We start from the raw sequence: 24,320 nt of genomic DNA, 5'->3' as shown, positions 1-24,320 counted from the left end.
AGGGGGAAACGGGTGCCGTCGGTCGACTGCTCCATGCGTATCCCCCCAATCGGGTTACAGTGCAGTCACTGTACGCCCAACCCCGAGGCGGTTCAACCCCTTTTTTTCGACATGGAAAACCCCGGCCAGGAGCACTTTCGGCGACGATGTCGCCAAGCCGCGCTCCCGACCGGGGTGGTGGTTTGGTGGGGTTTCCGCTACTTCTTCCCCTGCGCCGCGACGGCGGCGGCGCCTGCTGCTGCGGCCTCGGGATCGAGGTACCGGGCCGGGGCGACCGGACGGAAGTCCGCGTCGAGCTCGTAGACGAGCGGGATGCCGGTGGGGATGTTCAGCTCGGCGATCTCGTCGTCCGAGATGTCGTCGAGGTGCTTCACGAGTGCGCGGAGCGAGTTGCCGTGCGCCGTCACGAGGACGGTCTTGCCGGCGGCCAGGTCGACCGTGATGTCGGACTCCCAGTAGGGCAACATCCGGTCGATGACGTCCTTCAGGCACTCGGTGCGGGGCAGTTCTCCGTCGATCCCGACATACCGGGGGTCATCGGCCTGCGACCACTCGTTGTCGTCGTCGATCGGCGGCGGCGGCACGTCGAAGGAACGACGCCAGGTCTGGAACTGCTCCGGACCGTACTCGGCGAGCGTCTGCGCCTTGTCCTTGCCCTGCAGCGCGCCGTAGTGACGCTCGTTGAGGCGCCAGCTGCGCTTGACCGGGATCCACATGCGGTCGGCGGTCTCGAGGGCGAGGTTCGCCGTCTGGATCGCGCGGGAGAGCACCGAGGTGTACAGCACGTCCGGGGTGATGCCGGAGTCGGCGAGCAGCTCGCCCGCACGCTTGGCCTCCGTGACGCCGAGTTCGCTGAGTCGGACGTCGACCCAACCGGTGAACAGGTTCTTCTGATTCCAGTCGCTGTTGCCGTGGCGCAGCAGGACGAGGGTGTAAGTCTCAGGCATGTCCCCAGCATACCGACGGCGCATGACCGCGAGGTGGACGATGACCCCGCTCCGTGAGGGAGAATGGGTCCATGCCCGTCGGATCGATCACCCGCGGGACGACGGGTACGAACCGGCTCCGGCGGGTGGACCGCTGGATCGCGACCCACCCCTCACTCAGACGGACGACGAACCCGCTGGTGGTGGACCTCGGCTACGGCGCGAGCGGCGTCACGGCGTTGGAACTGCACGACCGACTACTCGCCGTCCGGCCCGACGTACGGGTCATCGGATTCGAGATCGAGCCGGGGCGCGTCCGCACCGCTGACGCGCAGCTGCAGCAGGTGCGCGCGGGCACGACCCGGTTCACGCCGACGGCTGCGGTCTCCTTCGCGCGCGGCGGGTTCGAGGTGCCGACCGGCGACGACCGTCCCACGGTGATCCGGGCGTTCAACGTGCTCCGGCAGTACGACGAAGCCGAGGTCGCGGGGGCCTGGCGTCTCATGGCGTCGCGGCTGCAGCCCGGCGGTGTGCTCGTCGAGGGGACGTGCGACGAGATCGGACGGGTGTCCAGCTGGATCGCGGTCGACGACCAGGGGCGTGCTGAGTCGTTCTCCGTCAGTCTGCGGCTCGCCGACCTCGAGCTGCCGTCCATCGTGGCCGAACGACTGCCGAAGGCGCTGATCCATCACAACGTGCCGGGCGAACGTGTCCATGCGCTCATGACGGACCTCGACCGCGCCTGGCGGATGCATGCACCCCTGGCGGTCTACAGCCCGGTCCAGCGCTGGTTGGCGACCGTCCGGACGCTCCGGGACAGCGGGTGGCCGGTGCTGGCCGGCCGCAGCCGCTGGCGCCTCGGTGAGCTGACACTGCCGTGGTCGGCTGTCGCCCCGAATCCCTCCTCGACGGACTGAGTGTCGGGGAATGCTGCCGTCAGAGCGAGGGCAGCGCCGCCTGCGCCTCCGGCGTCGGCAGCCCCGTCGCCGTGAGCAGGTCGACGAGGTACGGCCGGAGCACGAGCACGAGCGCCTGCTCGGAGACCGAGGCGTCGGGGAGGACGGCGACCGGCTCGAGGTGCTTCGCGATCTCCAGCAGGGACTGCCTCGCGACCGGCTGCTGGGCGATGTCGCCGATCGACTGCGACAGGATGCCGAGCGCGACGGAGGTGCGCGCGAGCAGGTCCGCGAGCTCGGGGCGGCTCGTGGCGTCGCGCGACACGTAGTCGATGCGCCGGGCGATCACCCGGAGGTTGCGGGTCGCGAGGTCCATGCCGTCGAGCATGGTCCGCTGCCGTTCGAGGTCGAACACCGCCTTGCGGAGGAACGGCGAGATGCGCGCGATGGCGAGCCCTGAGTCGAGGGTTCCGCGCCACGCGTCCAGGGCCGGCTGGGTGGCCCTCGCCCGTGCGAGCGCGCGGTCAGCCTCCTCGAGGTCGCCGAGACGGAGGGCGGCGACGAGCGAGGCGAGGGTCCGGACGTGTTCGTCGATGAGCCGCTGGCCGTCCCGGCGAGCGCTCCGGCGTGGGTCGCGCGGGATGAGCGCGGTCGCGAGCAGGGCGAAGACCCCGCCGATCAGACCGTCGAGGGTGCGCACGAACGGGCCGCCGTCGGGCACGGGCAGGAGCATGACGAGGACGGACTGCACCGCCGCCGCGATCGCGAACGACGCCGCCGGCGACAGGAACCGGGCGACGAGCAGCGTGAGCACGAGCGCGACCGCGAGTTGCCACGTCCCCTGCCCGAAGCCGAGGAGCAGGATCTCGGCCAGCGCGATCCCGACGCTCATCCCCACGGCCGTCTCGAGGACCCGGATCGGGCGGGCGTCGCGAACGAACCCGAGACTCGAGATCGTCACCGTCAAGGCGAGGAGTGGCACGGCGTGCCCGAGCACGTAGTGGGCGAACGCGTACGCGCCGATCGCCGTGGCGCTGACCTGCAGCACCGCCGGCACGGATCCGACGAGACGATGCCAGGCGTCGCCGAGCGCGATGCGGCGACGCACCGCAGCGGTCCATCGGTCGACCCGTACGCCCGGGTCCGAGGCGTCGTCGCTTCCCCACCGAGGTCAGCGCCGGACGGCGCCGAGTCGCGGCAGCCGCGGCACGTTCGCCGTGGCCCCGGCATCCGCCGGCACGACGATCTCCTGCGATGCCGCGACATCGATGCCGTCGGCTTCCACCGTCAGCACGGCCGCCGGATCCGCGGAGCGCTTGACGATCGCCAAGGCCACCGGGCCCAACTCGTGATGGATCCCGCTCGAGGTGATGCGTCCGACGGGTTTCCGGGTCGCGTCGTCGCCGACGCCGACGAGCACCACGTTCGAACCGGCCGGCGGCAGGACCGCATCGGAGCCGTCGAGGAGGAGCATGACGAGGCGACGCGGCGGATGCCCGAGGTTGTGCACCTTGGCGACCGTCTCCTGACCGCGATAGCAGCCCTTGTTCAAGTGGACGGCCGAGCGCAGCCAGTCGAGCTCGTGCGGGATGCTCCGCTCGTCGACCTCGGACTGCAACCGCGGGCGCCAGGCGGCGATCCGCAGGGCCTCGGCGGCCAGCGAACCCGCGGCGGAGAACGTCCCCGCACGGACCTGCTGCACGAGCGACTCGAGCTGCTCGCGCGCGACGATCGTCTCGGTCCACGTCCACGCTGCACCCGGGTGCTCGCCCGTCGCGTACTGATGCCCGCCGACCGCGACCTCGGACCACGGATCGTGCCAGACGAGCGGCATGCCGTTCGGCTCTGCAGCGTCGACCGCGAGACCCGCCGCCGCACCGATCACGGCGTACTGCTCGGTCGCGACGGCCACCTCGACGCGCAGCATGAACCGCATCCGGTCGAGCCAGGCGTGGAGGGGCGCAGCATCGTCGGCTTCGGTGACGAGCCACGTGGTCGTGCCGTCGTCGAGCAGCTTGACCGCGTGCTCGATCCGGCCGCTCTGGTCGAGGAAGAGGGTCTCCGTCGAGATGCCGGCCGACAGCGAGCGCAGCTCCTGGCTCGTGATGGAGTTGAGCCAGCTCAGCCGATCGGGGCCGGTGACCGTCACGATGCCACGGTTCGACAGGTCGACGATCGCCTTACCGTTGGCGATGAGGCGCTGCTCGATGTTCGGGCTGCCGTAATGGGAGGGGACGCCGTGGTCGACGGCATCCGCCTGTTCGACGGCACCCGGCAGCGTGAGGAAGGGCGAACCCGGAATCGGTTCCGGTGTGACCGCTCCGTTGGGAATGGTCACGTCAGTCGGCTTTGGCCAGGCGCGCCGAGGCGTGCGTCCGGAGGTCCTGTCCCAGGGCGGCGATGTCCCAGGCCCAGAGCAGGTGGTTCTCGACGAGACCGTACAGGCGGGTCGCGGCGGCGTACTCCTTGGCTCCAGCGGTCCGGACGACGGCGTCGGTCGCGAGGTCGATCCGCGGGCCGTCGATCTGGCCGAGGTAGAGCTCGCTCACACCGTTCGGGTGGACGATCGAGACCTGCAGGGGGAAGGCGCCGGTCGACGTGCGCAGGGTCTCGACCGATTGCGCGGTGCCGAACGGGCGGGGGCCCTGCCCTGGGAGCATGCCCGGGCCCGGGTCGCCTTCGATCAGCGGGCGTTCGAGGCGCCAATAACCCGTCTCGGTGACGAGCGGCTCGGGCACACCGGACTCGTCCGCCGAGGCTCCGTCAGGCGCGACGTCCGCAGCGGTGTCGTCCGACAGGGCGTCCTCGTCCGTGGACGAGGCCCCCTCGGCGTCGCGCGGGGGCTGCTCGGGCAGGAGCCAGGTGTAGGAGTTGTAGTTCAAGTACGGCAGGCCGTCGTGGCTGAAGCTCACGCGCTGACCGAACTCGCGGGTCACGGTCTCGTCGCCGACCCGGTAGTCGATGACGCCGGTGCCCTCCCAGACGCCGATGAGCCACGACAGCGGGACCAGTTCGCTCGGCAGGCCGCTCGGGATCTCGATCATCGAGGGACCCGGACTAGCGCTGACCGCGGTACAGGTTCTTCAGCACGACCACCGCGGTGAACGCGATGGCGAGGCTGGCGAGGACGAGCAAGCCGATGAAGAAGATTTCGAGAGCGAGCAGCATGGGGAAAGTCTACCCCGAGGCCAGGGCGATGAGGCCATACACGGCACCGCCGATGGCGAGGATGAGGACGGCGCCGGTGACGCTCGTCGACATCCGATCGACGAATCCCACCTTCTGTCGCGTCAACAGCTGTGCCGAGAACGCGGCCAGGGTGCAGAGGCCGAGCGTGGCCGACAGCCCGAAGAAGGTCTCCCCCGGGCTCCAGAGCAAGCCGGACACGACGACGCCGACGAGCGCGAGCGCCCAGATGGAGACGACACTGATCCAGCGCAGCCGGGGGGAGAGAGTGGTTTCGCTCACGGACCCATTGTCACAGAGCGGACGCCATCGGACCACCAGCGGGCGCCCGGTGCGACGTGGGGTGCGGTCGTTCGCCTAATATGGTTCCAAACTCAGTCGGGAGGATGCGCGTGGCGCAAATTTTGGTCTTGACCTCCATGGTCGGCACCGAGGTCCTCCCATCCCTCGGGCTCCTGAGCCACCGCACCCGGCAGATCCCAGCCGACCCCGCACAACTCGTGAACGCTCCGAGTTCGGACCTCGTGCTCGTCGACGCCCGCCAGGACCTCGCGAGCGCCAAGTCGCTCTGCAAGATCCTCGGTGCGTCCGGGCTGTCGGTCCCACTCCTCCTCATCCTGACCGAGGGCGGCCTCACCGCCGTCAGCGCCGACTGGGGCGTGAACGACGTCATCCTCGAATCCGCCGGACCGGCCGAGGTCGACGCTCGGATCCGGCTCGCGATCGGCCGCGCCTCCCAGGAGCACTCGGCGAGCAAGATCCAGGCGTCGGGCGTCGTCATCGACGAGGCCAGTTACTCCGCGAAGGTCCACGGCAAGCCGCTGGACCTCACCTTCAAGGAGTTCGAGCTGCTCCGCTTCTTCGCGACCCACCCCTCCCGCGTGTTCACGCGCGAGCAGCTGCTGAGCGAGGTGTGGGGCTACGACTACTTCGGTGGCACGCGAACCGTCGACGTCCACGTCCGCCGGTTGCGCGCCAAGCTCGGCGACCTCGAGCAGCTCATCGGCACCGTGCGCAACGTCGGCTACCGCTTCAACGTCTACGAGGACGATCATGCCCCGGCTGACGCTGTCGGTTCGTAACGTCGACGACGCCCGCACCAGGGATGCGCTCGAGCGCGTCGTGCGCACGGCGTCGCTCGTCGACGGCCAGCCGCCGTTCAGCGACCAGTCGCTCATCGACGCCGCGTCCGGCGCCCGAACACTGATCCTCGCCGTCGAACCACAGGACCCGCCGGTCGACCCCGACGACTTCGCCGTCGTGGGCGCGGCCATCCTCGGCCATGGCGAACTCGAGTTCGTCGTCGAGCCCGAGTGGCGGGGTCACGGCTACGGTCGCGCCGCACTGCGCGGCGTCCTCGCCAACTGTCCTCCGCAGGTGCGCATCTGGGCACACGGCGACCACCCCGCCTCCCGGGTGCTCGCACAGGAGTTCGGCTTCTCGCCGGTCAGGACGCTGCTGCAGCTCCGCCTGACCAAGGCGCCGACGAGCCGCGCACGACCGGCCACCACTGGGCACGCGGATGTCACGGTCGGCACGTTCCGGCCGGGAGTCGACGAGGAGGAGTGGCTCGAGGTCAACGCGCTCGCCTTCGCCGACCACCCCGAGCAGGGACGCATGACCCTCGACGATCTCCGCGCCCGGGAAGCCGAGTCCTGGTTCGACGCCGACGACTTCCTGCTCGCACGAGGCTCCGACGGCGACCTCCTCGGATTCATCTGGTTGAAGGTCGAGGACACGGTCGGCGAGGTCTACGCGGTCGGCGTGCACCCTGCGGCCAGTGGCCGAGGGCTCGGGCGACTCCTGATGGAGGCCGGCCTCGCCCGCCTGCGGGATCGACGCGTCGAGGCGGTCACGCTCTACGTCGAAGCCGACAACCTCCCTGCGGTGTCGCTGTACCGCTCGCTCGGATTCACCGACCACACCATCGACGTGCAGTACGCGAGAACCGACGCCTGATCCCCTCCACAGCGGCGCGGCGCTGCGGCATTTACACAGTGTTCACCGCAGTCGTCGCGACCACCCCCGCCACGGTGTCATGATGAAGACATGCCAGCAGACCCAACCGTGCTCGATGTCGGCCTCGATGGAGACGAAGAGGACTTCGACCCCGCCTTCGAGCGGAACGATCCCGCGCTGCCCGAACACCGCTACCTCGACCGCGAACTCAGCTGGCTCGCCTTCAACCAGCGTGTGCTCGAGCTCGCCGAAGACCCGGCGCTGCCCGTCCTCGAACGCGCCAACTTCCTCGCGATCTTCGCCTCGAACCTCGACGAGTTCTTCATGGTGCGGGTCGCCGGCCTGAAGCGCCGCATCCTCACGGGCCTGGCTGTCCCGACCAACGTCGGCAACGCTCCGGCCGACGTCCTGTCCGAGATCTCGCAGCAGGCGCACGTCCTGCAGGAACGGCACGCGCGCGCCTGGCACGACCTCGTCCGTCCCGACCTCGCCGAACGCGGCGTCACGGTCGTCACCTGGGACTCACTCGACGCAGCCGACCGCGAGTACCTCAGCGAGTACTTCAGCAACCAGGTCTTCCCGGTGCTCATGCCGCTCGCTGTCGACCCGGCGCACCCGTTCCCCTACATCTCCGGCCTCTCGTTGAACCTCGCGGTCCGAGTGCGGAACACCCGCACCGGGCGCGAGGAGTTCGCCCGGCTCAAGGTCCCGCAGATGATGCCGCGCTTCGTCCGCGTCGGTCCGGCGGAGCGCCGTTCCGCGTCGCTGGACACCGCTCCCAGCGTGCGCTACATCGCCCTCGAGGAGGTCATCGCCAACCACCTCGGCCACCTCTTCCCCGGCATGGAGATCGTCGACCACCACGTCTTCCGCGTCACGCGCAACGAGGACATGGTGATCGAGGAGGACGAGACCGAGAACCTCATCCAGGCCCTCGAGAAGGAGCTGCTGCGCCGCCGGTTCGGGCCGCCCATCCGGCTCGAGATCACCGACGACATGGACGATGTCACCCTCGGACTCCTCGTCCGCGAACTCGACATCACCGAGCAGGAGGTCTACCGCCTGCCCTCGCCGCTCGACCTCGGTGGCCTCTTCAGCCTCGCCGGCATCGACCGCCCGGATCTCCAGTACCCGAAACGCGTCCCGACCACGGCGCTGCAGTTCCAGCCCGACGAGCCCAACGGCAAGCCCGACCTCTTCCGGTCGATCGCCCGTGAGGACGTCCTGGTCCACCACCCCTACGAGTCCTTCGCCACGAGCGTGCAGGCGTTCATCGAGCAGGCCGCCGCCGACCCGCACGTGCTCGCGATCAAGCAGACCCTCTACCGGACCTCGGGCGACAGCCCCATCGTCGAAGCACTCATCGACGCGGCCGAGGCCGGCAAGCAGGTCCTCGCGCTGGTCGAGATCAAGGCCCGGTTCGACGAGCAGAACAACATCTCCTGGGCCAGGAAGCTCGAGAAGGCCGGCGTCCACGTCGTCTACGGGCTCGTCGGACTGAAGACGCACTGCAAGCTCGCGCTCGTCGTCCGACAGGAGCGCGGCGTGCTGCGCCACTACAGCCACATCGGCACGGGTAACTACAACCCGAAGACGAGCCGCATCTACGAGGACCTCGGTCTGTTCACGGCCGACGACCAGGTCGGCAAAGACCTCACCCGCCTCTTCAACGAGCTGTCCGGGTACGCGATCGAGAAGAAGTTCAAGCGACTCCTGGTCGCGCCGCGCCACCTGCGCAAGGGCCTCCTCAAGCACATCGAGCAGGAGCGCACGAACGCCGAGGAGGGCAAGCCCTCCGGGATCCGCATCAAGGTCAACTCGATGGTGGACGAGTCGATCATCGACGCGCTCTACCGGGCCAGCCAGGCGGGGGTCCCGGTCGACCTGTGGGTTCGCGGGATCTGCGCGCTGAAGCCAGGCCAGCCGGGGATGAGCGAGACGATCCGCGTGCGCTCCATCCTCGGGCGGTACCTCGAGCACTCGCGCATCTTCTCGTTCCACAACGACGGCGACCCGCACGTGTTCATCGGCAGCGCCGACATGATGCACCGCAACCTCGACCGCCGCGTCGAGGCGCTCGTCAGGCTCACCGACCCGAAGCACCTCGAGGCGACCGCCGCGATGTTCGAGCAGGCTCTCGACGAGCAGACGTCGTCCTGGTGGCTCGACGCCGACGGCGTCTGGACGCGCCACGCGGTCGACGCTGACGGACGACCGCTCACGGATCTGCAAGACTCCCTCATGCTCGAGACCGCGGCGCGCCGCCGGCCGAGGAACCGTCGCTGACGACTTCGCACCGCGACCCACCCGAGCACCACGACACGACGAGGCAGTGACTATGACGACGACGGCAATCTATGCAGCCGGTGCCGTGTGCTGGCGTCTCATCGACGGCAAGGTCCACCTCCTCGTCATCCACCGGACGGTCTACGGCGACGTCACCATCCCCAAGGGCAAGGTCGATCCCGGAGAGACGCTCGCGCAGACGGCCGTGCGGGAGATCAAGGAGGAGACCGGCCTGAGCGTCCACCTCGGTGTGCCGCTCGGTGTCTCCACGTACCCCTTGTCGAGCGGACGCGAGAAGATCGTCCACTACTGGTCGGCCGAGGTCACCGACCAGGCCGTCCGCGAGAGCACGTTCATCCCGAACGGCGAGGTCGCCGCCCTGGAGTGGGTCACCATCAAGCGGGCACGGAGCTACCTCAGCTACGAGCGCGACGTGGAGATCCTCGACGCCTTCGCCGCGCTGGTCGACGAAGGCGTCACAGCGACCTTCGCCCTCATCGCGATGCGCCACGGGAAGGCCACGTCGCCCTCCGAATGGCCCGGCGAGGACGCGACCAGGCCACTGGCGCCGCGCGGCGTCAAGCAGGCCGCGGGGAACGTCCCGACCCTGCTCGCCTTCGGTCCTCGCAAGATCGTGACGAGCACGGCCGTGCGCTGCGTCAGCACCGTCAGCCCGATCGCCGCGGCCGCGGGCATCGAGCCGAAACGCTCCGAGCTCATCAGCCAGGACGCCTACGAGCGGGGCGAATCGGATGTCCGCCGGGTCGTCGGCCGCCGCGTCCGGGCGCTCAAGACGGCCATCCTCTGCAGCCACGGACCGGTCCTCCCCGAGATCCTGCACGAGATCGCGCTCGCCACCGGGTCCACCCGAGGCTCCTACCTCGGGAGCGCCGCCGCACTCGAGACCGGGGCGTTCTCCATCGTGCACCTCTCCCGGACCAACCCGAGCTCCGGCATCATCGCCATCGAGACGCACGAACCCCGCGTCTGACCCATCCGCGCGAACCCCCTGAACAGGGGGCGTTCGTCGCGCATTCGCGGCATCGCCACGTCGGCCGCCATGAAGCCGTCGATATCCGTTCACCCGTTGTTTACCATCACGGGGGATGCTCGTCATGCCACGTGGTTAGCGTCACTGACGAGCCAGCACCGGCTCGCACCCACACCAATGAATGGACATCCCTGTGAAGTTCTCACGTTTCGGCCGCGTCGCGGTCGTAGCAGCAGTCGCAGCCGTCGCACTGACCTCCTGTGCGGCCAACGAAGGCGGCGCCACCGCCACGAGCGCAGCCGCCAGCGACCTCAAGGGCAGCCTGGCCGGTAGCGGCGCATCGTCGCAGGGCAGCGCCCAGGAAGCCTGGGTCGCCGCCTTCCAGACGTCGAACCCGGACGTCACCATCAACTACTCCCCCGACGGCTCCGGCGCCGGCCGCAAGGCGTTCATCGCCGGCGGCGTGCAGTTCGCCGGTTCGGACTCGGCCCTCTCCGACGAAGAGCTCTCGAGCACCTTCGCCGCATGTGCAGCCGACACCAAGGCGATCGACCTCCCGGTCTACATCTCCCCGATCGCGGTCATCTTCAACGTCGAGGGCGTCGACGAGCTCAACCTCGACGCAGCGACCATCGCGAAGATCTTCGCCGGTCAGATCACCAGCTGGGACGACCCGGCGATCGTCGCGCTGAACCCCGAGGCCAAGCTCCCCTCGACCCCCATCACCGCCGTCCACCGCTCGGACGACTCGGGAACGACGAAGAACTTCGCCGACTACCTGAACAAGAACGCTCCGGACGTCTGGACCGCTGAGCCGGCCGACACCTTCCCGTTCCAGTCGGGTGAGGGTGCCAAGGGCACCTCCGGCGTCGTCGACACCGTCAAGGGTGGCACCGGCACCATCGGCTACGCCGACGCGTCGAAGGCCGGCGACCTCGGTGTCGCGAAGATCAAGGTCGGCGAGGAGTTCGTCGAGTACAGCGCCGAGGGTGCTGCCGCCGTCGTCGAGGGCTCGCCGCTCGTCGAAGGCCGCGAGGCGAACGACATCGCGATCAAGCTCGACCGCGAGACCACGGACGCGACCCACTACCCGATCGTGCTCGTGAGCTACCTCATCGCCTGCCAGGAGTACGCCGACCCGAAGGTCGCCGACCTCGTCAAGGCCTACGCCGGCTACATCGCCAGCGACGCCGGCCAGGAAGAGGCTGCGAAGTCGGCCGGTGCTGCGCCGCTCTCCGCAGACCTCGCCAAGAAGGTCCAGGACGCGATCGCGTCCATCAAGTAATCCAACGGTCGAGCGTGCCGGGTCCTGCCCGGCACGCTCGACCTGCGTCACCAGCACCCGCAGTACCCGCTCCCCGAGTCTGTCGAGGGGCACCACCATCGCATCGAGAGAACGGGAACCCATGGCTGTCGAGGCCCTAGCTGCGAGACCCAAAGCCAAGCAACGAGTCGGCGACCGCGTCTTCTCGACGCTCTCCGTCGTCTCCGGATCACTCATCCTCGTCATCCTGGCGGCGGTCGCGATCTTCCTCATCGTCCAGGCGTTCCCGGCCCTCACGGCCGACTCCTCGTCGTTCACCGGTGCTCCGACGAGCTTCTGGGCCTACGTCGGCCCGTTCGTCTTCGGCACCATCTGGGCGGCCATCCTCGCCCTCGCGATCGCCGTGCCGCTCTCGCTCGGGATCGCCCTCTTCATCACCCACTACGCGCCGCGCCGACTCGCGGTCGCCCTCGGCTACGTCATCGACCTCCTGGCCGCCGTGCCGTCGGTCGTCTACGGCCTCTGGGGTGCGCTCGTCCTCGCGCCGTTCGTCCAGCCCTTCTTCGCCTGGCTGTCCGAGAACCTCGGCTGGATCCCGCTCTTCGGTGGCACGGTGTCCGGCACCGGTCGCACGATCCTCACCGTCGCCCTCGTGCTCGCGGTCATGATCATCCCGATCATCACGGCCATCTCCCGGGAGATCTTCCTCCAGACCCCGAAGCTCCACGAGGAGGCCGCGCTCGCGCTCGGCGCCACGCGCTGGGAGATGATCCAGATGGCGGTCCTGCCGTTCGGACGCCCAGGCATCGTGTCCGCCTCCATGCTCGGCCTCGGACGCGCCCTCGGCGAGACGATGGCCGTCGCGCTCGTGCTCTCCCCCGCCGCCGTCTACTCGTTCTTCCTGCTCACCTCGAGCAACCCGAACACCATCGCGGCGAACATCGCCCTGAACTTCCCCGAGTCCTTCGGCATCGACGTGAACAAGCTCATCGCCACCGGCCTGATCCTGTTCATCATCACCTTCGTGGTGAACTTCATCGCCAGACTCATCGTCAACCGTCGTAAAGAATTCTCGGGAGCGAACTGATGACCGCCACGACCGACCGCCGCCAGGCGTCCATCGCCACGCCGTTCTCCAACTCGCTCACCGCGGGCAAGCTGCCGAAGTTCGCGCCGCTCACGATCCTCGCGGGCAGCCTCATCGTCAGCGGTGTCATCTTCCTGCTGTTGCAGCAGTCGACGGCCGACAAGAGCTACAACGTCCCCGGAGCCGTCGTGCTCGGCGCCGCGCTCTACGCGGTGACGGTGTACGTCTCGTCGCTCATGGTGGAGGGACGCCGGAAGGCCAAGGACCGCCTGCTCACCACCCTGGTGACCGCGGCCTTCGTCGTCGCCCTCCTGCCGCTCGTCTCGGTCGCCATCACGGTGATCTCGGCCGGCGCCGCCCGCTTCGACATCGAGTTCTTCTCCCTGTCGATGCGGAACGTCGTCGGTGAGGGCGGTGGAGCACTGCACGCCATCACCGGCACGCTGCTCATCACGCTGGCCACGTCGGTCATCTCCATCCCGATCGGGATCCTGACGGCGATCTACCTCGTCGAGTACGGTCGCGGCAAGCTCTCCCAGGGCATCACCTTCCTCGTCGACGTGATGACCGGTATCCCGTCCATCGTCGCCGGACTGTTCGCCTTCGCCCTGCTGGCGATCTTCTTCGGCCCGGGCGTCCGGCTCGGCATCGGCGGCGCCATCGCGCTGTCGCTGCTCATGATCCCCGTCGTGGTCCGCTCCAGCGAGGAGATGCTGAAGCTCGTGCCGAACGAGCTGCGTGAGGCCTCCTACGCCCTCGGTGTGCCGAAGTGGCTGACCATCCTGAAGATCGTCCTCCCCACCTCGATCGCCGGCATCATCACCGGCGTGACGCTCGCCGTCGCCCGCGTCATCGGTGAGACCGCGCCCCTCCTGATCATCGCCGGCTTCACCCAGAGCATGAACTACAACCTGTTCGACGGCCCGATGATGACCCTCCCCGTCTTCGTGTACACCCAGTACGCGAACCAGGGCACCGACGGGGCCGCCTACGTGGACCGCGCCTGGACCGGCGCACTCGTCCTCATCCTCATCGTCATGGCGCTGAACCTCATCGCCCGACTCATCGCCAAGATCTTCGCCCCCAAGTTCGGCCGCTAGGCCGCGAGCAAAGGAACCCCGTGTCCAAGAGCATCGAAGTCAACGACCTCAACGTCTTCTACGGCAGCTTCATGGCTGTCGAGGGCGTCTCCCTCCAGATCCAGCCCCGCACGGTCACCGCCTTCATCGGCCCCTCCGGCTGCGGCAAGTCCACCTTCCTCCGCACCCTGAACCGCATGCACGAGGTCATCCCCGGCGCACGCGTCGAGGGCGAGGTCCTGATCGACGGCAACAACCTCTACGGCCCGGGCGTCGACCCGGTCCTCGTCCGTCGTCAGGTCGGTATGGTCTTCCAGCGCCCGAACCCGTTCCCGACGATGAGCATCAAGGAGAACGTCCTCGCGGGCGTCAAGCTCAACAACCGCAAGATGTCGAAGTCCGACCAGGACGCGCTCGTCGAGCGCTCGCTTCAGGGCGCCAACCTCTGGAACGAGGTGAAGGACCGCCTCGACAAGCCGGGCTCCGGTCTCTCCGGTGGTCAGCAGCAGCGTCTCTGCATCGCCCGTGCCATCGCCGTCTCCCCCGACGTCGTGCTGATGGACGAGCCGTGCTCGGCCCTCGACCCGATCTCCACGCTCGCCATCGAAGACCTCATCGAGGAACTCAAGCAGGAGTACACGATCGTGATCGTGACGCACAACATGCAGCAGGCGAGCCGCGTCAGCGACAAGACCGCGTTCTTCAACATCGCGGGCACCGGCAAGCCGGGCAAGCTCATCGAGTACGACGACACCACGACGATGTTCTCGAAGCCGTCCGTCCAGGCGACCGAGGACTACGTCTCTGGTCGCTTCGGTTGATCTGACGCCGGCATCACGACAGCCCCGCCCGGGAATCCCGGGCGGGGCTGTCGTCGTCTGCAGCGGCTCCGCGAGTCTGTCGAGGCGAAGGGCCTGCCGACACACCCTCTCGGGCCGGAGGGAACGGACTACGCCGTCTCGATGACCATGATCGGGTCGGTGGTGGGCTGCTTGGAGCCACCCTGCGGCTCGACCGTCACGCCGACCTTGTCGCCCGCGCTCATGGCGCCGTCGAGGACCCGCCAGGTGGTGCCGTTCGCTGCGGAGAAGGTGCCGGCCGAGACCGGGCCTCCCTCGCCGATGTACCAGAGTTCGTAGACCTTGTCTGACGGCAGGGACCCGAGTCCGTCGACGAGCAGGGCTGACTTGCCGAGCTCGCCCGACCAGACGAGGGTCGCCGTCGCATCGTCCATGGACACCTTCGCGCGCTGGACGTCGGACGCCGCGTTGATCTCCGCGAGCGCGACCGTCTGCGTGAGGGATCCGCCACCGAAGGTGTTCGCGAGTCCGACACCACCGAAGATGAGGCCGACCGCTGCTGCGGCGCCGACCACCATGCCGACGGCGCTGCGACGCCACCGTGAGGCGGCCTTGCGCTCCGCTGCACCGGCCACCGGGGTGGTCGCTGCTGCAGGGGCCGGCGTGGCGGTCGGTGTCGACACCGGCGTCTCGTCGACCTCTGGGACCGCGGTCGGAAGCGCCCGCACCTCGGCGACAGGAGCATCGACGGGGGCGTCAGCGGGCAGCTGCGGCAGGTTCTGGATCGCAGCCATGAGCGAGTTCTTGAGCGCTGCCGACGGCTGCACGGGAGGTGCTGCGAGGTCGAGCATGGCGACGGTCTCCTCGAATTCCGCCGCTTCCTCGCGGACGGACTCGTGTTCGGCGCGCAGGCGGTCGAACCGCTCCTGCTCGCGCGGGGTCAGGGTGTGCAGCGCGTTTCCGGCTGCCAGGTCTGTTGCATCGTCTCGCTCGGTCATGTACGCACCCCCAACTCGTCTCGAAGTCTGATCATTCCGTCTCGCAACCTGGTCTTCACCGTACCGATGGGCACGCCGAGCAGGTTCGAGATCTCGCTGTGACTGTAGCCGCCGTAGTAGGCGAGCGAAACAGCTTCGCGTTGCAGCTCGCTCAACCGGACGAAGGCCCGCTTGACGCGTTCGTGCTCGATCCGGATCTCGACCGTCTCCTGCACGTTGTCGACACGCTCGTCGAAGTCGCGGATGCCGATCTTGAGATCGCGGTCACGTCCGGCCTGTGAGGCGCGCACGCGGTCGATCGCACGACGGTGGGCCATGGTGAGCACCCAGGTCGTGGCCGTGCCCTTGCCCGCCTCGAACTTCTGGGCGTTCTGCCAGACCTCGAGGAACACCTCCTGGGTGACCTCTTCGGACTGCGCGTGGTCGACGAGCACCCGCTTGACGAGTCCGAGGACCCGCGGCGCGATGTGGTCGTACAGCTCGCTGAACGCGACCTGGTCGCCGCCGGCCACGCGGATGAGGAGCGCGTCGAGCACGTTCGCCAAAGACACCTGCGGTGCAGCGTCGGCTTCCGGTCCCGTGGTCACAAGTCTTAGCTTCTCACGGACACCGGCCGTTTGCGCGACGCCCACCCGAGGTCGGGTCTGCGTGTACAGTGCGGCGGTCATACACGGAGTTCGGTGCCGACCCGGGATCCGATTGGAGGAATCGACGCGATTCGACACCCCAGTTCCGGTGTCATCACGGAACGGGCGGCAGGCGGCTGAAGACCTCCGCACAAAGCAAGTGCCAGGCCGCAGGAACGCCTCTCGGCGCAAGGCCGCTCGAAGCGGCGATTTTTGGAGCCCGGGGTTACTGCGGCCCGGCTAGAACAGTGTAGCAAGGGATCACCTGTGGACATTCCCAGGTCGAAGGCCTTGACCAGGGCGCCTGGATCAGTCCAGGGAGTCGGTGCGCCACAGTCGGGCGCAGCCGGCGAGCTCCTCGGCGATGGTGCTGAACCGTGCGGCCTTCGTGGTGAGTCTCGCGGCGTCTGCGGGGTCGACCGCGTCCCGGTCGTTCGCGAGGGAGGTGCAGCCGACCGCGTTGATCCGGCAGAAGGACGCCGCCCGCTCGAGGGCGATCGCGAAGTCGCCGGTGTACAGCCCACGGAGGATCTGGTCGGCGAGGACGATGATCTCCTCCGGCCCGGTCGGCTCGGCCGCGCCGGCGATCACGGGGTCGACGGTGGTGATGAGCTCGGTGCCCCGCTGGAAGCTGAAGCTCGTCCCCACCGGGTCCTGCCGGATGAGCAGGCGCAGTAGGTAGATCCGCCAGAGCGCTCCTGGGAGACTCCGCGGGCTGGCGTGCGACCAGAGTTCGGCGATCGCGTCGATCCCGTGCTCGTCCGTGTACGTCACGAGGCGATCGACCACGGCAGGGTCCGGGTCCGCCCGCACCCGGGTGAGGAGGGCGACGGCCGTCTCATGGGTGATCCTCGAGACGGCCTCCGGGTCGAGACCGCCCTGGATCGCTTCGAGCATCGACGGCGGGAGCTTCGTCGGACGATGGAATCCCTCGGTCATGCCTGCTCCTCCCTGCGACGCGCTTCGCGCACCCGACAACGGTACTCGCCCCGTGCGGGCGATCCTCCCCCGTGGCCCCGACCCGCGCGTCAACGGGTGCCGTCGAAATCTCGTAGAGTAGAGCGCGTATGGGCCTGTAGCTCAGTTGGCAGAGCATCGGACTTTTAATCCGCGGGTCGTGGGTTCGAGCCCCACCGGGCCCACCACAGACGCGGTACTCGAACGCGTCACGTCGGGATAGACGGTCGTCGCCCGCCCATCCCCCGGCGTGGATCGCTACATCGACGCGGCAGGTCGTGTCGGGCGCACATCGCCCGCAGCGCCGAAGGCGTCCTCCCGGACCCGCGTCGCCTCGGCCCACTGCGCCTCGGGGACGATGGCGTCGATCGCGAGCCGCCACATGCGGTCCACCGACGCTGCGATGTCCGAGCGCCCGACCGTCGCCTGGGCGGTGAGCTGGACACCGGTGAAGAATCCGATCAGCGTGCGGGCCAGGTCCGGCGCCGACATCGAACTCACCAGGTCCCCGGCTTGCAGCGCCACGTCGAGCTGAGCGGCCGTCCCCGAGATCCAGTCCTCGTAGAACGCGCCGGCCGGTTGGCTCAGCGAACCCTCATCGAGCGTGAGTCTGATCCCGGCACGGACCACCGGGTCGTTCTCGAGTTGGTCGACGATGGCGCGCGAAACCCGGATGAGCCGTTCGAGGACCCCGTCGTACTGTTCCGACACCCGTGCCATGAGCGGCATCGACCGGTCGTGCTGCTCGTGGATGACCGCGAGGGCGATCTGCTCCTTCGACTTGAAGTGGAAGTACATGGAGCCCTGCGAGATCCCGGACGCCTCCGCGATCATCGACAGACTCGCGTTCCCGTAGCCGATGCGGTCGAAGACGGTCGCGGCACCCTCGACGATCGCGTCCTGCGTCACCTGTCCGCGCTCCTGCGTGGGCGTTCGTCGCGTCCCCGGCATCCTGACCTCCTCGGGCAGCCTGTGTTCCGGCTCCGATCCATCGGCGCCGTATCCGTCGACCGTGGCCGGTCGGGGCCTCAGCCTAGAGGCTCGGAGCTCACACAACCGACCTCTTCTCGATAACTGGTACGAACGACTTATTCGTGACACACTGGTGGAGGTGATGCCGCCGCAGTCCACGCCTCAGTGGACTGTGTGTTCGCGACGGGGGTTTGCGACGCTCACCGCCTCGACCGGTGGGTCACGCAGGGATCGGGGGATCCAGCGCTGCGTGATCCACCCGGTCACACACGCGACGTGATCAGCGCGCGAGCAGCTCCGGGAGGCCGGCCACCGTCGCTTCGTCCGCGAGGCTCGCGTCGACCGAGACGAACGACAGGACCGTGACAGGGACCCCGAGACGCGCGGCTGCTTCGAGCTTGTGGTGGCCGTCGAGCACGAAGTGCACGAGACCCGTGTGGGCGTCGGCGCTGTCGAACGGCTGTGTCCGGTCCAGCACGGAGACCGCGAGCACGGTCGCCGCTCCCCCGGCACGAAGCCGCTCCTCGTACGAGGCCACGCGCTCGCGGTCGTTCCAACCGGGCGGCACCATCGGCACCAGGAACTCGAAGAGGGTCTCGTGCTCGCCGGTCGTCCGGGTCGGGCCGCGGTAGTAGCCGGTCGCCGGGTCCTCCGGCGCCCCGAGCGTGGGGTCGATCCCGCGGTGCGCGACCTGCTCCCGCGAGAAGTAGTCGTGATCGTCACCCGGAGCGACCAGGACGGGCTCGATGGACAGCAGGAGCGGCAGGTAGGTCCCCTCGGGCAGGAACGTCGACACGAGGTCGCGCAACGAAGGATCGTCGATCGCGGGCACGCCCTCGTCCAGGTGATCGTGCAGTGCGTCTGCGGCGAGCGCCCGAGCACCCTCGTCCAGACGACGGAACAGCAGCGCGCAGGTTCCGCACGGGAAGCTCAACTCGAACGCCTCCGCGCCATCGACGATGAGGTGGCGTCCGCCCGGCTCACGGAAGCCGGAGAAGCGCAGTGCGGCGTCGGGCGTCCCGAGGCGGACCGGCGCCGCGTGATCGAGCAGCCCGGTTCGAGATCGGGCGGGTCCGTCGGTCATCGAGCTACTTCCGGACGGCCGGGATGATGACGCCGTCGATCACCGAGACGAGGAAGTCACGCGTCACCGGCTCCCGCAGCATGAGCACGCGATAGCTCACCATCGCCTGGCTGATCAGCGCAAGGGTCTCCACATCGGCGTCCGCGCGGATCTCACCGCGGTCGATCGCGCGCTGCAACAGGAAGCGGTTGACCGCCATGCGCGGCTCCACGATCGCCGCGTGGATGGACTCGGTGAGCTCGGGCGCATCCGAGATCATCGACATCACGCCGGCGAACACGCGCATCTTGCGCTCGCCCTCGGCGATGGACGGCGCCTTGATCATCGCGACGAGGTCGCCGCGGAGTGAGCCGGTGTCGGGCAGCTTCGAGAAGTCGGGATCGATCTGCTTCATGCAGGCGACCGCGTCGATCACGAGTTCGGACTTCGACGCCCATCGGCGGTAGAGCGTCGCCTTGCCGGCCTTCGCCCGCGCGGCGACCATGTCGACCGTCATCCCGGCGTAGCCCGTGTCGGCGAGGACGTCGAGCGCGGCGTCGAGGATCTCAGCGTCCCGCGTGTGGTCGCGCTTCCGGCCGAGCTTCGGCGCTGCGGGTGGGGTCTCGAGCTGCGTCATCGCGGCTCACCTCCCTTTCGTCTCCGGGAACAGCATAGTTCAGGAACTCGAACGTTCTGGAACTATTCGGTTCCGAAACTGTCCAGTTCCGTATAGAGTCCTCAGCATGACTTCGAATCTCGCCGCCGGAACCCCGGCAGTCTCCTCACGCCGCTGGTGGACGCTCGTCACCGTCGGCCTCGCGCAACTCATGGTCGTGCTCGACGCCACCGTCGTGAACATCGCGATGCCCGCCGCCCAGGCCGACCTCGGGTTCTCCGACGGCGATCGCCAGTGGATCGTCACCGCCTACTCCCTCGCCTTCGGCAGCCTGCTGCTGCTCGGCGGACGCCTGTCCGACCTCATGGGCCGGAAGCGGGCCTTCATCATCGGGCTCGTCGGGTTCGCGATCGCCTCGGCCCTCGGAGGCGCAGCGGACTCGTTCGGCACCCTCGTCGCCGCGCGGGCACTCCAGGGCGTCTTCGCCGCCCTCCTCGCACCGACCGCGCTCGCGATGCTCACGACCACCTTCACGATCCCGAAGGAGCGCGCCCGCGCGTTCGGCGTCTTCGGTGCGATCGCCGGCGCAGGTGGCGCGGTCGGTCTCCTCCTCGGCGGATTCCTCACCGAGCAGTTCGACTGGCGCTGGAACCTGTACATCAACGTCGTGATCGCCGTGATCGCCATCGTCGGGGCGGTCCTCTTCATCACCACCCCGAAGACGACCGGCCCCCGCCCCAAGCTCGACGTTCCGGGCACCGTCCTCGTCTCGGGTGCGTTGTTCAGCCTCGTCTACGGCTTCGCCAATGCCGAGACCGACGGGTGGGACTCGCCGCTCAGCTGGGCCTTCCTCGCCGCCGCAGCCGTGCTCCTCGTCGTGTTCGTCCTCTGGCAGCGCCGGGCCGCGCACCCGCTCCTCCCGTTGTCGATCATCCTCGACCGCAACCGCGGTGCCGCGTTCATCTCGGTCATGATCGCCGGAGCCGGGATGTTCGGCATCTTCCTCTTCGTCACCTACTACCTGCAGGCCTCGCTCGGGTACTCACCACAGCAGACGGGCTTCGCCTTCCTCCCGATGATCGCGATGCTCGTGCTCGCCGCACAGCTGGGGACCAACCTCCTCGTCCCCCGCTTCGGGCCGAAGGTCATGGTGCCGTTCGGCATGACGCTCGGTGCGATCGGCATGCTCCTCCTCACCCGACTCGACCTCGACAGCTCCTATGTCGGCAACGTCATGCCCGCGCTCATGGTGCTCGGCTTCGCGATGGGATCGATCATGCCCGCCTCGATGCAGACCGCGACGCTCGGTGTCGACCGGGCGTTCGCCGGGGTCGCGTCGGCGACGGTCAACACGAGCCAGCAAGTCGGAGGGTCGATCGGTGTGGCGCTGCTCAACACCCTCGCGGCGAGCGCCGCCACGGCCTACGTGACCGACAACGCGCCGCCCACCCCCGAGGTGCTGGCGCAGGCTGCGATCCAGAGCTACCAGACCGCCTACTTCTGGGGTGCCGGGTTCTTCGCGGTCGGCGCGGTGACGGCGGCACTGCTGTTCCGCCGACGCAACCAGGGACTCGCCCTGCACCACGCCCCGGAGGCGTCCGCGGAACCGGTGCTCGCGCACTGATCCAAGCGGGTCCCGAGCACACGGCCGTCGCGCACTCGCGCGGCGGCCGTCTGCGTCATCGGAGGGGCTCGCGTTCGGCCGTCAGGCGGAGGTGCGGAGGATCGACGTCATCTTCTTCCCCTTCGCGACCTCGTCCACGAGCTTGTCGAGCTGACGGATGCGCTGCATGAGGGGATCCTCGATCTCCTCGACGCGGATGCCGCAGATGAGGCCCGTGATGAGCGACGCGTTGGGGTGCATCGCCGGCGCTTCGGCGAAGAAGGTCTCGAAGTCCGTACCGTCGGCGAGCACCCGTTCGATCGCGGCGTCGTCGTAGCCCGTGAGCCAGGTGATGACCTGGTCCACCTCGTCCTTCGTGTGGCCCTTCCGCTCCGCCTTCGCGACGTAGAGCGGGTACACGCTGGCGAAGCTCGTCGTGAAGATGCGGTGTCCGGCCATACCGGCCAGTCTCCCACCGTCGAGCGTTCGGGACCAGGCCGATCGCGGGCTATCCGTCGCTCGTCGTCCATCGCTCGGGGGACGCGTCCTGTCGCGACGGTTGCCTACCCTGGCAGCATGACGAATCCTGGACAGCACCCGCAGACGCCTTCGCCATCGCCATCACCCTCGACGCCAGCCTCGACGCCCGTCGATCCAGCCGTGCCCCAGCGGCAGCTCGCGACCTACGACCACGCCCTCCGCGCCGCACCGGCCTGGTGGCGCGGCGCCCTCGCACTCCTCCTCCTCGTCGTCGGGTTCCTGATCCTCTCGATCGTTCTCGGCGGCATCGCGCTCATCGTGGACGTGGCCACCGGGGCCTACACACTCGACGACGTCGCGAACGGCCTCATGACGCTGACGCCGGTGACGATGCTCGCGAACAACCTGTCGCTCGCCGCGCTCATCCCGGTGTCGATGCTCATCCAGTGGGCGCTCTTCGGCGTCCGGCCGCGGTGGCTGTCCTCGGTGGAGGGTCGCTTCCGCTGGCGCTGGTTCGGGCGTCTCGCGCTCATCATCGTCCCGGTGTGGATCGTGTACGTCGGCGCCTCCGTCCTGCTCTCCCCGCTCGATCCCATCGTGGTCGACGGCACCATGATCGCGATGCTCGCCGTCGTGATCCTCACGACGCCGCTGCAGTCGGCCGGCGAGGAGTACGGTGCGCGCGGCCTCATCCAGCGTTCCGTCGGATCCTGGTTCAGTCGACCGATGACGGCGTTCCTCGTCGGCACGGTGGTCTCCGGCGCGGTCTTCGCCTCGGTGCACTTCGCCGGCGACCCCTGGCTCATCGCCTACTACTTCGTGTTCGGCGCCTCGATGTCCTTCGCCGCACGCGGGACCGGTGGCCTCGAGGCTCCGGTGCTCATCCATGCGACGAACAACGTCCTCCTCCTCGTCCCCACGGCCCTCATGTCGCAGACCGACCAGGTCTTCGAGCGAGGCGAGGGCGCCGGCGGACCGTTCATGCTCATCCCGATGGCGCTCTGCGTGGCCGCAGCCGTCGTGAGCACCTGGTGGGGGCGCAGGAACGGCGTGACCGCGACGGCTCCGCTGCCGCCGAGCCGGGTGACGAAGCAGCAGGGGACGCCGCCGGCCGCCATGGCCGCTCCGGTGGCTACACCGACGCAGCTGCCGACGACCCCGCAGGATCCGTCGGCGGCTCCACCGCGATGACCTGCCCGCCGGTCACCCGCACGAGCTCCTCGAAGGTCGTCGGGAACACCGTGTGCGCATGGCCGGCTGCGGCCCAGACCTCCGGGTAGGCGGCGAGCGCCTCGTCCACGTAGGTGCGGATCGGTTCCGGGTGACCGACGGGCGCGACGCCACCGATCACCTGCCCCGTCGCCGCCTTGACGACCTCGGCGTCAGCACGCTTCAGCCGTCCACCGAGCCGCTCGCCGACCCAGGCGGTGTCGACACGGTGGGCGCCGCTCGTGAGGATCAGCGTCGGCTCGCCGTCGAGCGTGAACACGAGGGAGTTCGCGATCGCCCCGACCTCGATCCCCAAGGCCTCCGCTGCGAGCGCGGCCGTGCGCGCAGCGTCGTCGAGCCAGGTGATCTCGCCCTGGGCCCCGCGATCACGCAGCGTCTGCTCGACGATGGACACGGCAGGATGCACTCGATCACTCATGCGACCATGCTGCCGCATCGGGCCGTCGGCGCGCGAGTGCCGGGACGCCGCGGGACGCGGCGCGAGGTCAGTCGCCGAGCGGGACGAGCGTCACGGCGAGTCCCGCTTCCCGGAGGAGTGCGATGGTCTCGGGTGCGGCCCCGTCGTCGGTCAGGAGGGCGTCGAAGGCCTCCAGGCCGGCGATCCGGCCGAGCTGCCGCACCCCGAGCTTCGAGGCATCGGCGACCACGACCACCCGCTCGGCCGCGCGCACCATCCTGGCCTTCACCTCGGCTTCGGGCAGGTTGACGTTGGTCACGCCATGGCCTGCGTCGACACCGTTGCACCCGATGAAGGCGAGATCGGCGTGGACCTGGCCGAGCAGCGACCCGGCGAGCGGATCGACGAGCGAATGCTGCAGCGGTCGGAGCGACCCACCCGTGACGATCACCGAGAACCTCGGGATCTCCGACTCGAGTTCGAGAGCGATGGTCAGACCGTTCGTGATGACCACGACGTCGGCGAGGTCGCGGCGAGCCTTGAGCGCGCGAGCGAGGGCGAGGCCGGTGCTGCCGACGTCGACGATCACGCTCTGACCGGAGCGCACCATCGCGGCCGCCGCCTCACCGATCCGCTGCTTCGCATGCGCCGAGGTCGCGGTCGCGAGTTCGATCGGCGACTCCACGGCGCCGCGTCCCTGCACGGGCATCGCGCCTCCGTGCACGCGGACGGCGTCGCCCTGGTCGACGAGGGTGTCGAGGTCCGTCCGGGCGGTCACCCGGGAGACGCCGAAGTCGTCGGAGATGTCGGCCACGCGCACGAAGCCGCGCTCGTCGAGGAGCTCGCGGATGCGGTCGCGTCGCAGTGGGGCGGGCAACTGCATCGGCTCGTCGTCGGACATGCA

Annotated in this window: 25 protein-coding genes and 1 tRNA gene; 12 read left to right on the top strand and 14 right to left on the bottom strand. The window is 68.8% G+C overall.

From position 1 onward, the window contains the following. Positions 1 to 197: 197 nt before the first annotated feature. On the bottom strand, positions 198 to 947 hold the full coding sequence (locus tag AC5JOC_RS06055) for a phosphoglyceromutase (protein ID WP_079705352.1): 750 nt from the start codon (positions 945 to 947) through the stop codon (positions 198 to 200). Between the two features lie 71 nt (positions 948 to 1,018). Here AC5JOC_RS06055 and AC5JOC_RS06050 point away from each other — a divergent pair, with 71 nt between their 5' ends. Further along, complete coding sequence (locus AC5JOC_RS06050; RefSeq protein WP_494245770.1) at positions 1,019 to 1,843, top strand: class I SAM-dependent methyltransferase; 825 nt, start codon at positions 1,019 to 1,021, stop codon at positions 1,841 to 1,843. Between the two features lie 19 nt (positions 1,844 to 1,862). On the opposite strand, the gene AC5JOC_RS06045 is transcribed toward AC5JOC_RS06050, so the two are convergent. From AC5JOC_RS06045 to AC5JOC_RS06030, 4 genes are all read right to left on the bottom strand, one after another. Then, the gene (locus tag AC5JOC_RS06045; protein ID WP_494245768.1) at positions 1,863 to 2,930 is read right to left on the bottom strand and encodes an FUSC family protein; all 1,068 of its coding nucleotides are present in this window, start codon (positions 2,928 to 2,930) and stop codon (positions 1,863 to 1,865) included. Between the two features lie 63 nt (positions 2,931 to 2,993). After that, the gene (gene ygfZ, locus AC5JOC_RS06040) at positions 2,994 to 4,160 is read right to left on the bottom strand and encodes a CAF17-like 4Fe-4S cluster assembly/insertion protein YgfZ (protein ID WP_371413637.1); all 1,167 of its coding nucleotides are present in this window, start codon (positions 4,158 to 4,160) and stop codon (positions 2,994 to 2,996) included. Position 4,161: 1 nt separating this feature from the next. After that, entirely contained in the window at positions 4,162 to 4,866 is a 705-nt protein-coding gene (locus tag AC5JOC_RS06035; RefSeq protein ID WP_494245766.1) for a nitrobindin family protein, read from the bottom strand. Between the two features lie 133 nt (positions 4,867 to 4,999). After that, a complete protein-coding gene (locus AC5JOC_RS06030) occupies positions 5,000 to 5,290 on the bottom strand; it encodes a hypothetical protein (protein ID WP_064296602.1) in 291 nt (96 codons plus the stop codon). Positions 5,291 to 5,400: 110 nt separating this feature from the next. Here AC5JOC_RS06030 and AC5JOC_RS06025 point away from each other — a divergent pair, with 110 nt between their 5' ends. The 8 genes from AC5JOC_RS06025 (at position 5,401) to pstB (ending at position 14,495) form a co-directional block, all read left to right on the top strand. Beyond that, positions 5,401 to 6,090: a response regulator transcription factor gene (locus tag AC5JOC_RS06025; protein ID WP_175116223.1), complete on the top strand. Its 690-nt coding sequence runs from the start codon at positions 5,401 to 5,403 to the stop codon at positions 6,088 to 6,090. Continuing rightward, the gene (gene mshD, locus AC5JOC_RS06020; protein WP_159878053.1) at positions 6,062 to 6,967 is read left to right on the top strand and encodes a mycothiol synthase; all 906 of its coding nucleotides are present in this window, start codon (positions 6,062 to 6,064) and stop codon (positions 6,965 to 6,967) included. The genes AC5JOC_RS06025 and mshD overlap by 29 nt, the downstream gene beginning before the upstream one ends. Positions 6,968 to 7,057: 90 nt before the next feature. Further along, positions 7,058 to 9,253 carry an RNA degradosome polyphosphate kinase gene (locus AC5JOC_RS06015; RefSeq protein ID WP_079705346.1) on the top strand — a complete coding sequence of 732 codons (2,196 nt, stop codon included), beginning with the start codon at positions 7,058 to 7,060 and terminating at the stop codon, positions 9,251 to 9,253. 52 nt (positions 9,254 to 9,305) lie between these two features. Next, a complete protein-coding gene (locus tag AC5JOC_RS06010) occupies positions 9,306 to 10,244 on the top strand; it encodes an NUDIX hydrolase (protein WP_079705345.1) in 939 nt (312 codons plus the stop codon). 193 nt (positions 10,245 to 10,437) lie between these two features. Then, positions 10,438 to 11,529: a phosphate ABC transporter substrate-binding protein PstS gene (gene pstS / locus AC5JOC_RS06005; protein ID WP_079706246.1), complete on the top strand. Its 1,092-nt coding sequence runs from the start codon at positions 10,438 to 10,440 to the stop codon at positions 11,527 to 11,529. Positions 11,530 to 11,650: 121 nt separating this feature from the next. Next, entirely contained in the window at positions 11,651 to 12,595 is a 945-nt protein-coding gene (gene pstC / locus AC5JOC_RS06000) for a phosphate ABC transporter permease subunit PstC (RefSeq protein WP_079705344.1), read from the top strand. Further along, positions 12,595 to 13,695, top strand: coding sequence for a phosphate ABC transporter permease PstA (gene pstA / locus AC5JOC_RS05995; RefSeq protein ID WP_086474391.1), 1,101 nt, complete (start codon positions 12,595 to 12,597; stop codon positions 13,693 to 13,695). The genes pstC and pstA overlap by 1 nt, the downstream gene beginning before the upstream one ends. 20 nt (positions 13,696 to 13,715) lie before the next feature. Continuing rightward, a complete protein-coding gene (gene pstB, locus AC5JOC_RS05990) occupies positions 13,716 to 14,495 on the top strand; it encodes a phosphate ABC transporter ATP-binding protein PstB (protein WP_056007815.1) in 780 nt (259 codons plus the stop codon). A 128-nt stretch (positions 14,496 to 14,623) separates the two neighbouring features. On the opposite strand, the gene AC5JOC_RS05985 is transcribed toward pstB, so the two are convergent. From AC5JOC_RS05985 to AC5JOC_RS05975, 3 genes are all read right to left on the bottom strand, one after another. Further along, on the bottom strand, positions 14,624 to 15,472 hold the full coding sequence (locus tag AC5JOC_RS05985) for an anti-sigma factor (protein ID WP_426737146.1): 849 nt from the start codon (positions 15,470 to 15,472) through the stop codon (positions 14,624 to 14,626). After that, positions 15,469 to 16,059 carry an ECF RNA polymerase sigma factor SigK gene (gene sigK / locus AC5JOC_RS05980; protein ID WP_229940357.1) on the bottom strand — a complete coding sequence of 197 codons (591 nt, stop codon included), beginning with the start codon at positions 16,057 to 16,059 and terminating at the stop codon, positions 15,469 to 15,471. Before sigK ends, AC5JOC_RS05985 begins: the two co-directional genes overlap by 4 nt. Positions 16,060 to 16,407: 348 nt before the next feature. Continuing rightward, entirely contained in the window at positions 16,408 to 17,037 is a 630-nt protein-coding gene (locus AC5JOC_RS05975) for a DNA-directed RNA polymerase subunit beta (protein ID WP_086474394.1), read from the bottom strand. A gap of 130 nt (positions 17,038 to 17,167) precedes the next feature. Between AC5JOC_RS05975 and AC5JOC_RS05970 the strand changes: the two genes are divergently transcribed. Next, positions 17,168 to 17,243: transfer RNA gene (locus tag AC5JOC_RS05970), tRNA-Lys, on the top strand. Positions 17,244 to 17,313: 70 nt separating this feature from the next. Here the strand turns inward: AC5JOC_RS05970 and AC5JOC_RS05965 are convergent. The 3 genes from AC5JOC_RS05965 to AC5JOC_RS05955 form a co-directional block, all read right to left on the bottom strand. Beyond that, entirely contained in the window at positions 17,314 to 18,006 is a 693-nt protein-coding gene (locus AC5JOC_RS05965; protein WP_274499561.1) for a ScbR family autoregulator-binding transcription factor, read from the bottom strand. A gap of 301 nt (positions 18,007 to 18,307) precedes the next feature. Next, the gene (locus tag AC5JOC_RS05960) at positions 18,308 to 19,111 is read right to left on the bottom strand and encodes a ParB N-terminal domain-containing protein (protein ID WP_494245760.1); all 804 of its coding nucleotides are present in this window, start codon (positions 19,109 to 19,111) and stop codon (positions 18,308 to 18,310) included. A gap of 4 nt (positions 19,112 to 19,115) precedes the next feature. Further along, on the bottom strand, positions 19,116 to 19,727 hold the full coding sequence (locus AC5JOC_RS05955; protein WP_079705324.1) for a TetR/AcrR family transcriptional regulator: 612 nt from the start codon (positions 19,725 to 19,727) through the stop codon (positions 19,116 to 19,118). 106 nt (positions 19,728 to 19,833) lie between these two features. Between AC5JOC_RS05955 and AC5JOC_RS05950 the strand changes: the two genes are divergently transcribed. Beyond that, entirely contained in the window at positions 19,834 to 21,330 is a 1,497-nt protein-coding gene (locus AC5JOC_RS05950; protein ID WP_426737155.1) for an MFS transporter, read from the top strand. An 81-nt stretch (positions 21,331 to 21,411) separates the two neighbouring features. Here the strand turns inward: AC5JOC_RS05950 and AC5JOC_RS05945 are convergent, their stop codons facing one another. Then, positions 21,412 to 21,768: a DUF2200 domain-containing protein gene (locus AC5JOC_RS05945; protein ID WP_079705322.1), complete on the bottom strand. Its 357-nt coding sequence runs from the start codon at positions 21,766 to 21,768 to the stop codon at positions 21,412 to 21,414. A gap of 201 nt (positions 21,769 to 21,969) precedes the next feature. On the opposite strand from AC5JOC_RS05945, the gene AC5JOC_RS05940 reads away from it, so the two are divergent. Continuing rightward, positions 21,970 to 22,980: a CPBP family intramembrane glutamic endopeptidase gene (locus AC5JOC_RS05940; protein ID WP_494245757.1), complete on the top strand. Its 1,011-nt coding sequence runs from the start codon at positions 21,970 to 21,972 to the stop codon at positions 22,978 to 22,980. On the opposite strand, the gene AC5JOC_RS05935 is transcribed toward AC5JOC_RS05940, so the two are convergent. Further along, entirely contained in the window at positions 22,922 to 23,437 is a 516-nt protein-coding gene (locus AC5JOC_RS05935) for a YbaK/EbsC family protein (protein WP_494245755.1), read from the bottom strand. The genes AC5JOC_RS05940 and AC5JOC_RS05935 overlap by 59 nt on opposite strands. Before the next feature lie 67 nt (positions 23,438 to 23,504). Continuing rightward, positions 23,505 to 24,317 (bottom strand): DeoR/GlpR family DNA-binding transcription regulator, encoded by an 813-nt coding sequence (locus tag AC5JOC_RS05930; protein ID WP_137242114.1) that lies wholly within the window; start codon positions 24,315 to 24,317, stop codon positions 23,505 to 23,507. Positions 24,318 to 24,320 lie beyond the last annotated feature (3 nt).

Source organism: Plantibacter sp., assembly GCF_059073635.1.
The sequence above is the reverse complement of the archived record's forward strand: the minus strand, read 5'-3'. Positions and strand labels throughout refer to the sequence as shown.

Bases quoted from the DNA above. Each gene is read 5' to 3' on its own strand.
- AC5JOC_RS06050 (WP_494245770.1), top strand. From the start codon at position 1,019: ATGCCCGTCGGATCGATCACCCGCGGGACGACGGGTACGAACCGGCTC.
- AC5JOC_RS06055 (WP_079705352.1), bottom strand. From the start codon at position 947: ATGCCTGAGACTTACACCCTCGTCCTGCTGCGCCACGGCAACAGCGAC.
- mshD (WP_159878053.1), top strand. From the start codon at position 6,062: ATGCCCCGGCTGACGCTGTCGGTTCGTAACGTCGACGACGCCCGCACC.
- AC5JOC_RS05935 (WP_494245755.1), bottom strand. From the start codon at position 23,437: ATGAGTGATCGAGTGCATCCTGCCGTGTCCATCGTCGAGCAGACGCTG.
- AC5JOC_RS06035 (WP_494245766.1), bottom strand. From the start codon at position 4,866: ATGATCGAGATCCCGAGCGGCCTGCCGAGCGAACTGGTCCCGCTGTCG.
- AC5JOC_RS05945 (WP_079705322.1), bottom strand. From the start codon at position 21,768: ATGGCCGGACACCGCATCTTCACGACGAGCTTCGCCAGCGTGTACCCG.
- AC5JOC_RS05950 (WP_426737155.1), top strand. From the start codon at position 19,834: ATGACTTCGAATCTCGCCGCCGGAACCCCGGCAGTCTCCTCACGCCGC.
- AC5JOC_RS05965 (WP_274499561.1), bottom strand. From the start codon at position 18,006: ATGCCGGGGACGCGACGAACGCCCACGCAGGAGCGCGGACAGGTGACG.
- AC5JOC_RS05930 (WP_137242114.1), bottom strand. From the start codon at position 24,317: ATGTCCGACGACGAGCCGATGCAGTTGCCCGCCCCACTGCGACGCGAC.
- pstA (WP_086474391.1), top strand. From the start codon at position 12,595: ATGACCGCCACGACCGACCGCCGCCAGGCGTCCATCGCCACGCCGTTC.
- pstC (WP_079705344.1), top strand. From the start codon at position 11,651: ATGGCTGTCGAGGCCCTAGCTGCGAGACCCAAAGCCAAGCAACGAGTC.
- AC5JOC_RS05955 (WP_079705324.1), bottom strand. From the start codon at position 19,727: ATGACGCAGCTCGAGACCCCACCCGCAGCGCCGAAGCTCGGCCGGAAG.
- AC5JOC_RS06010 (WP_079705345.1), top strand. From the start codon at position 9,306: ATGACGACGACGGCAATCTATGCAGCCGGTGCCGTGTGCTGGCGTCTC.
- AC5JOC_RS05975 (WP_086474394.1), bottom strand. From the start codon at position 17,037: ATGACCGAGGGATTCCATCGTCCGACGAAGCTCCCGCCGTCGATGCTC.
- AC5JOC_RS06015 (WP_079705346.1), top strand. From the start codon at position 7,058: ATGCCAGCAGACCCAACCGTGCTCGATGTCGGCCTCGATGGAGACGAA.
- AC5JOC_RS05960 (WP_494245760.1), bottom strand. From the start codon at position 19,111: ATGACCGACGGACCCGCCCGATCTCGAACCGGGCTGCTCGATCACGCG.
- AC5JOC_RS05985 (WP_426737146.1), bottom strand. From the start codon at position 15,472: ATGACCGAGCGAGACGATGCAACAGACCTGGCAGCCGGAAACGCGCTG.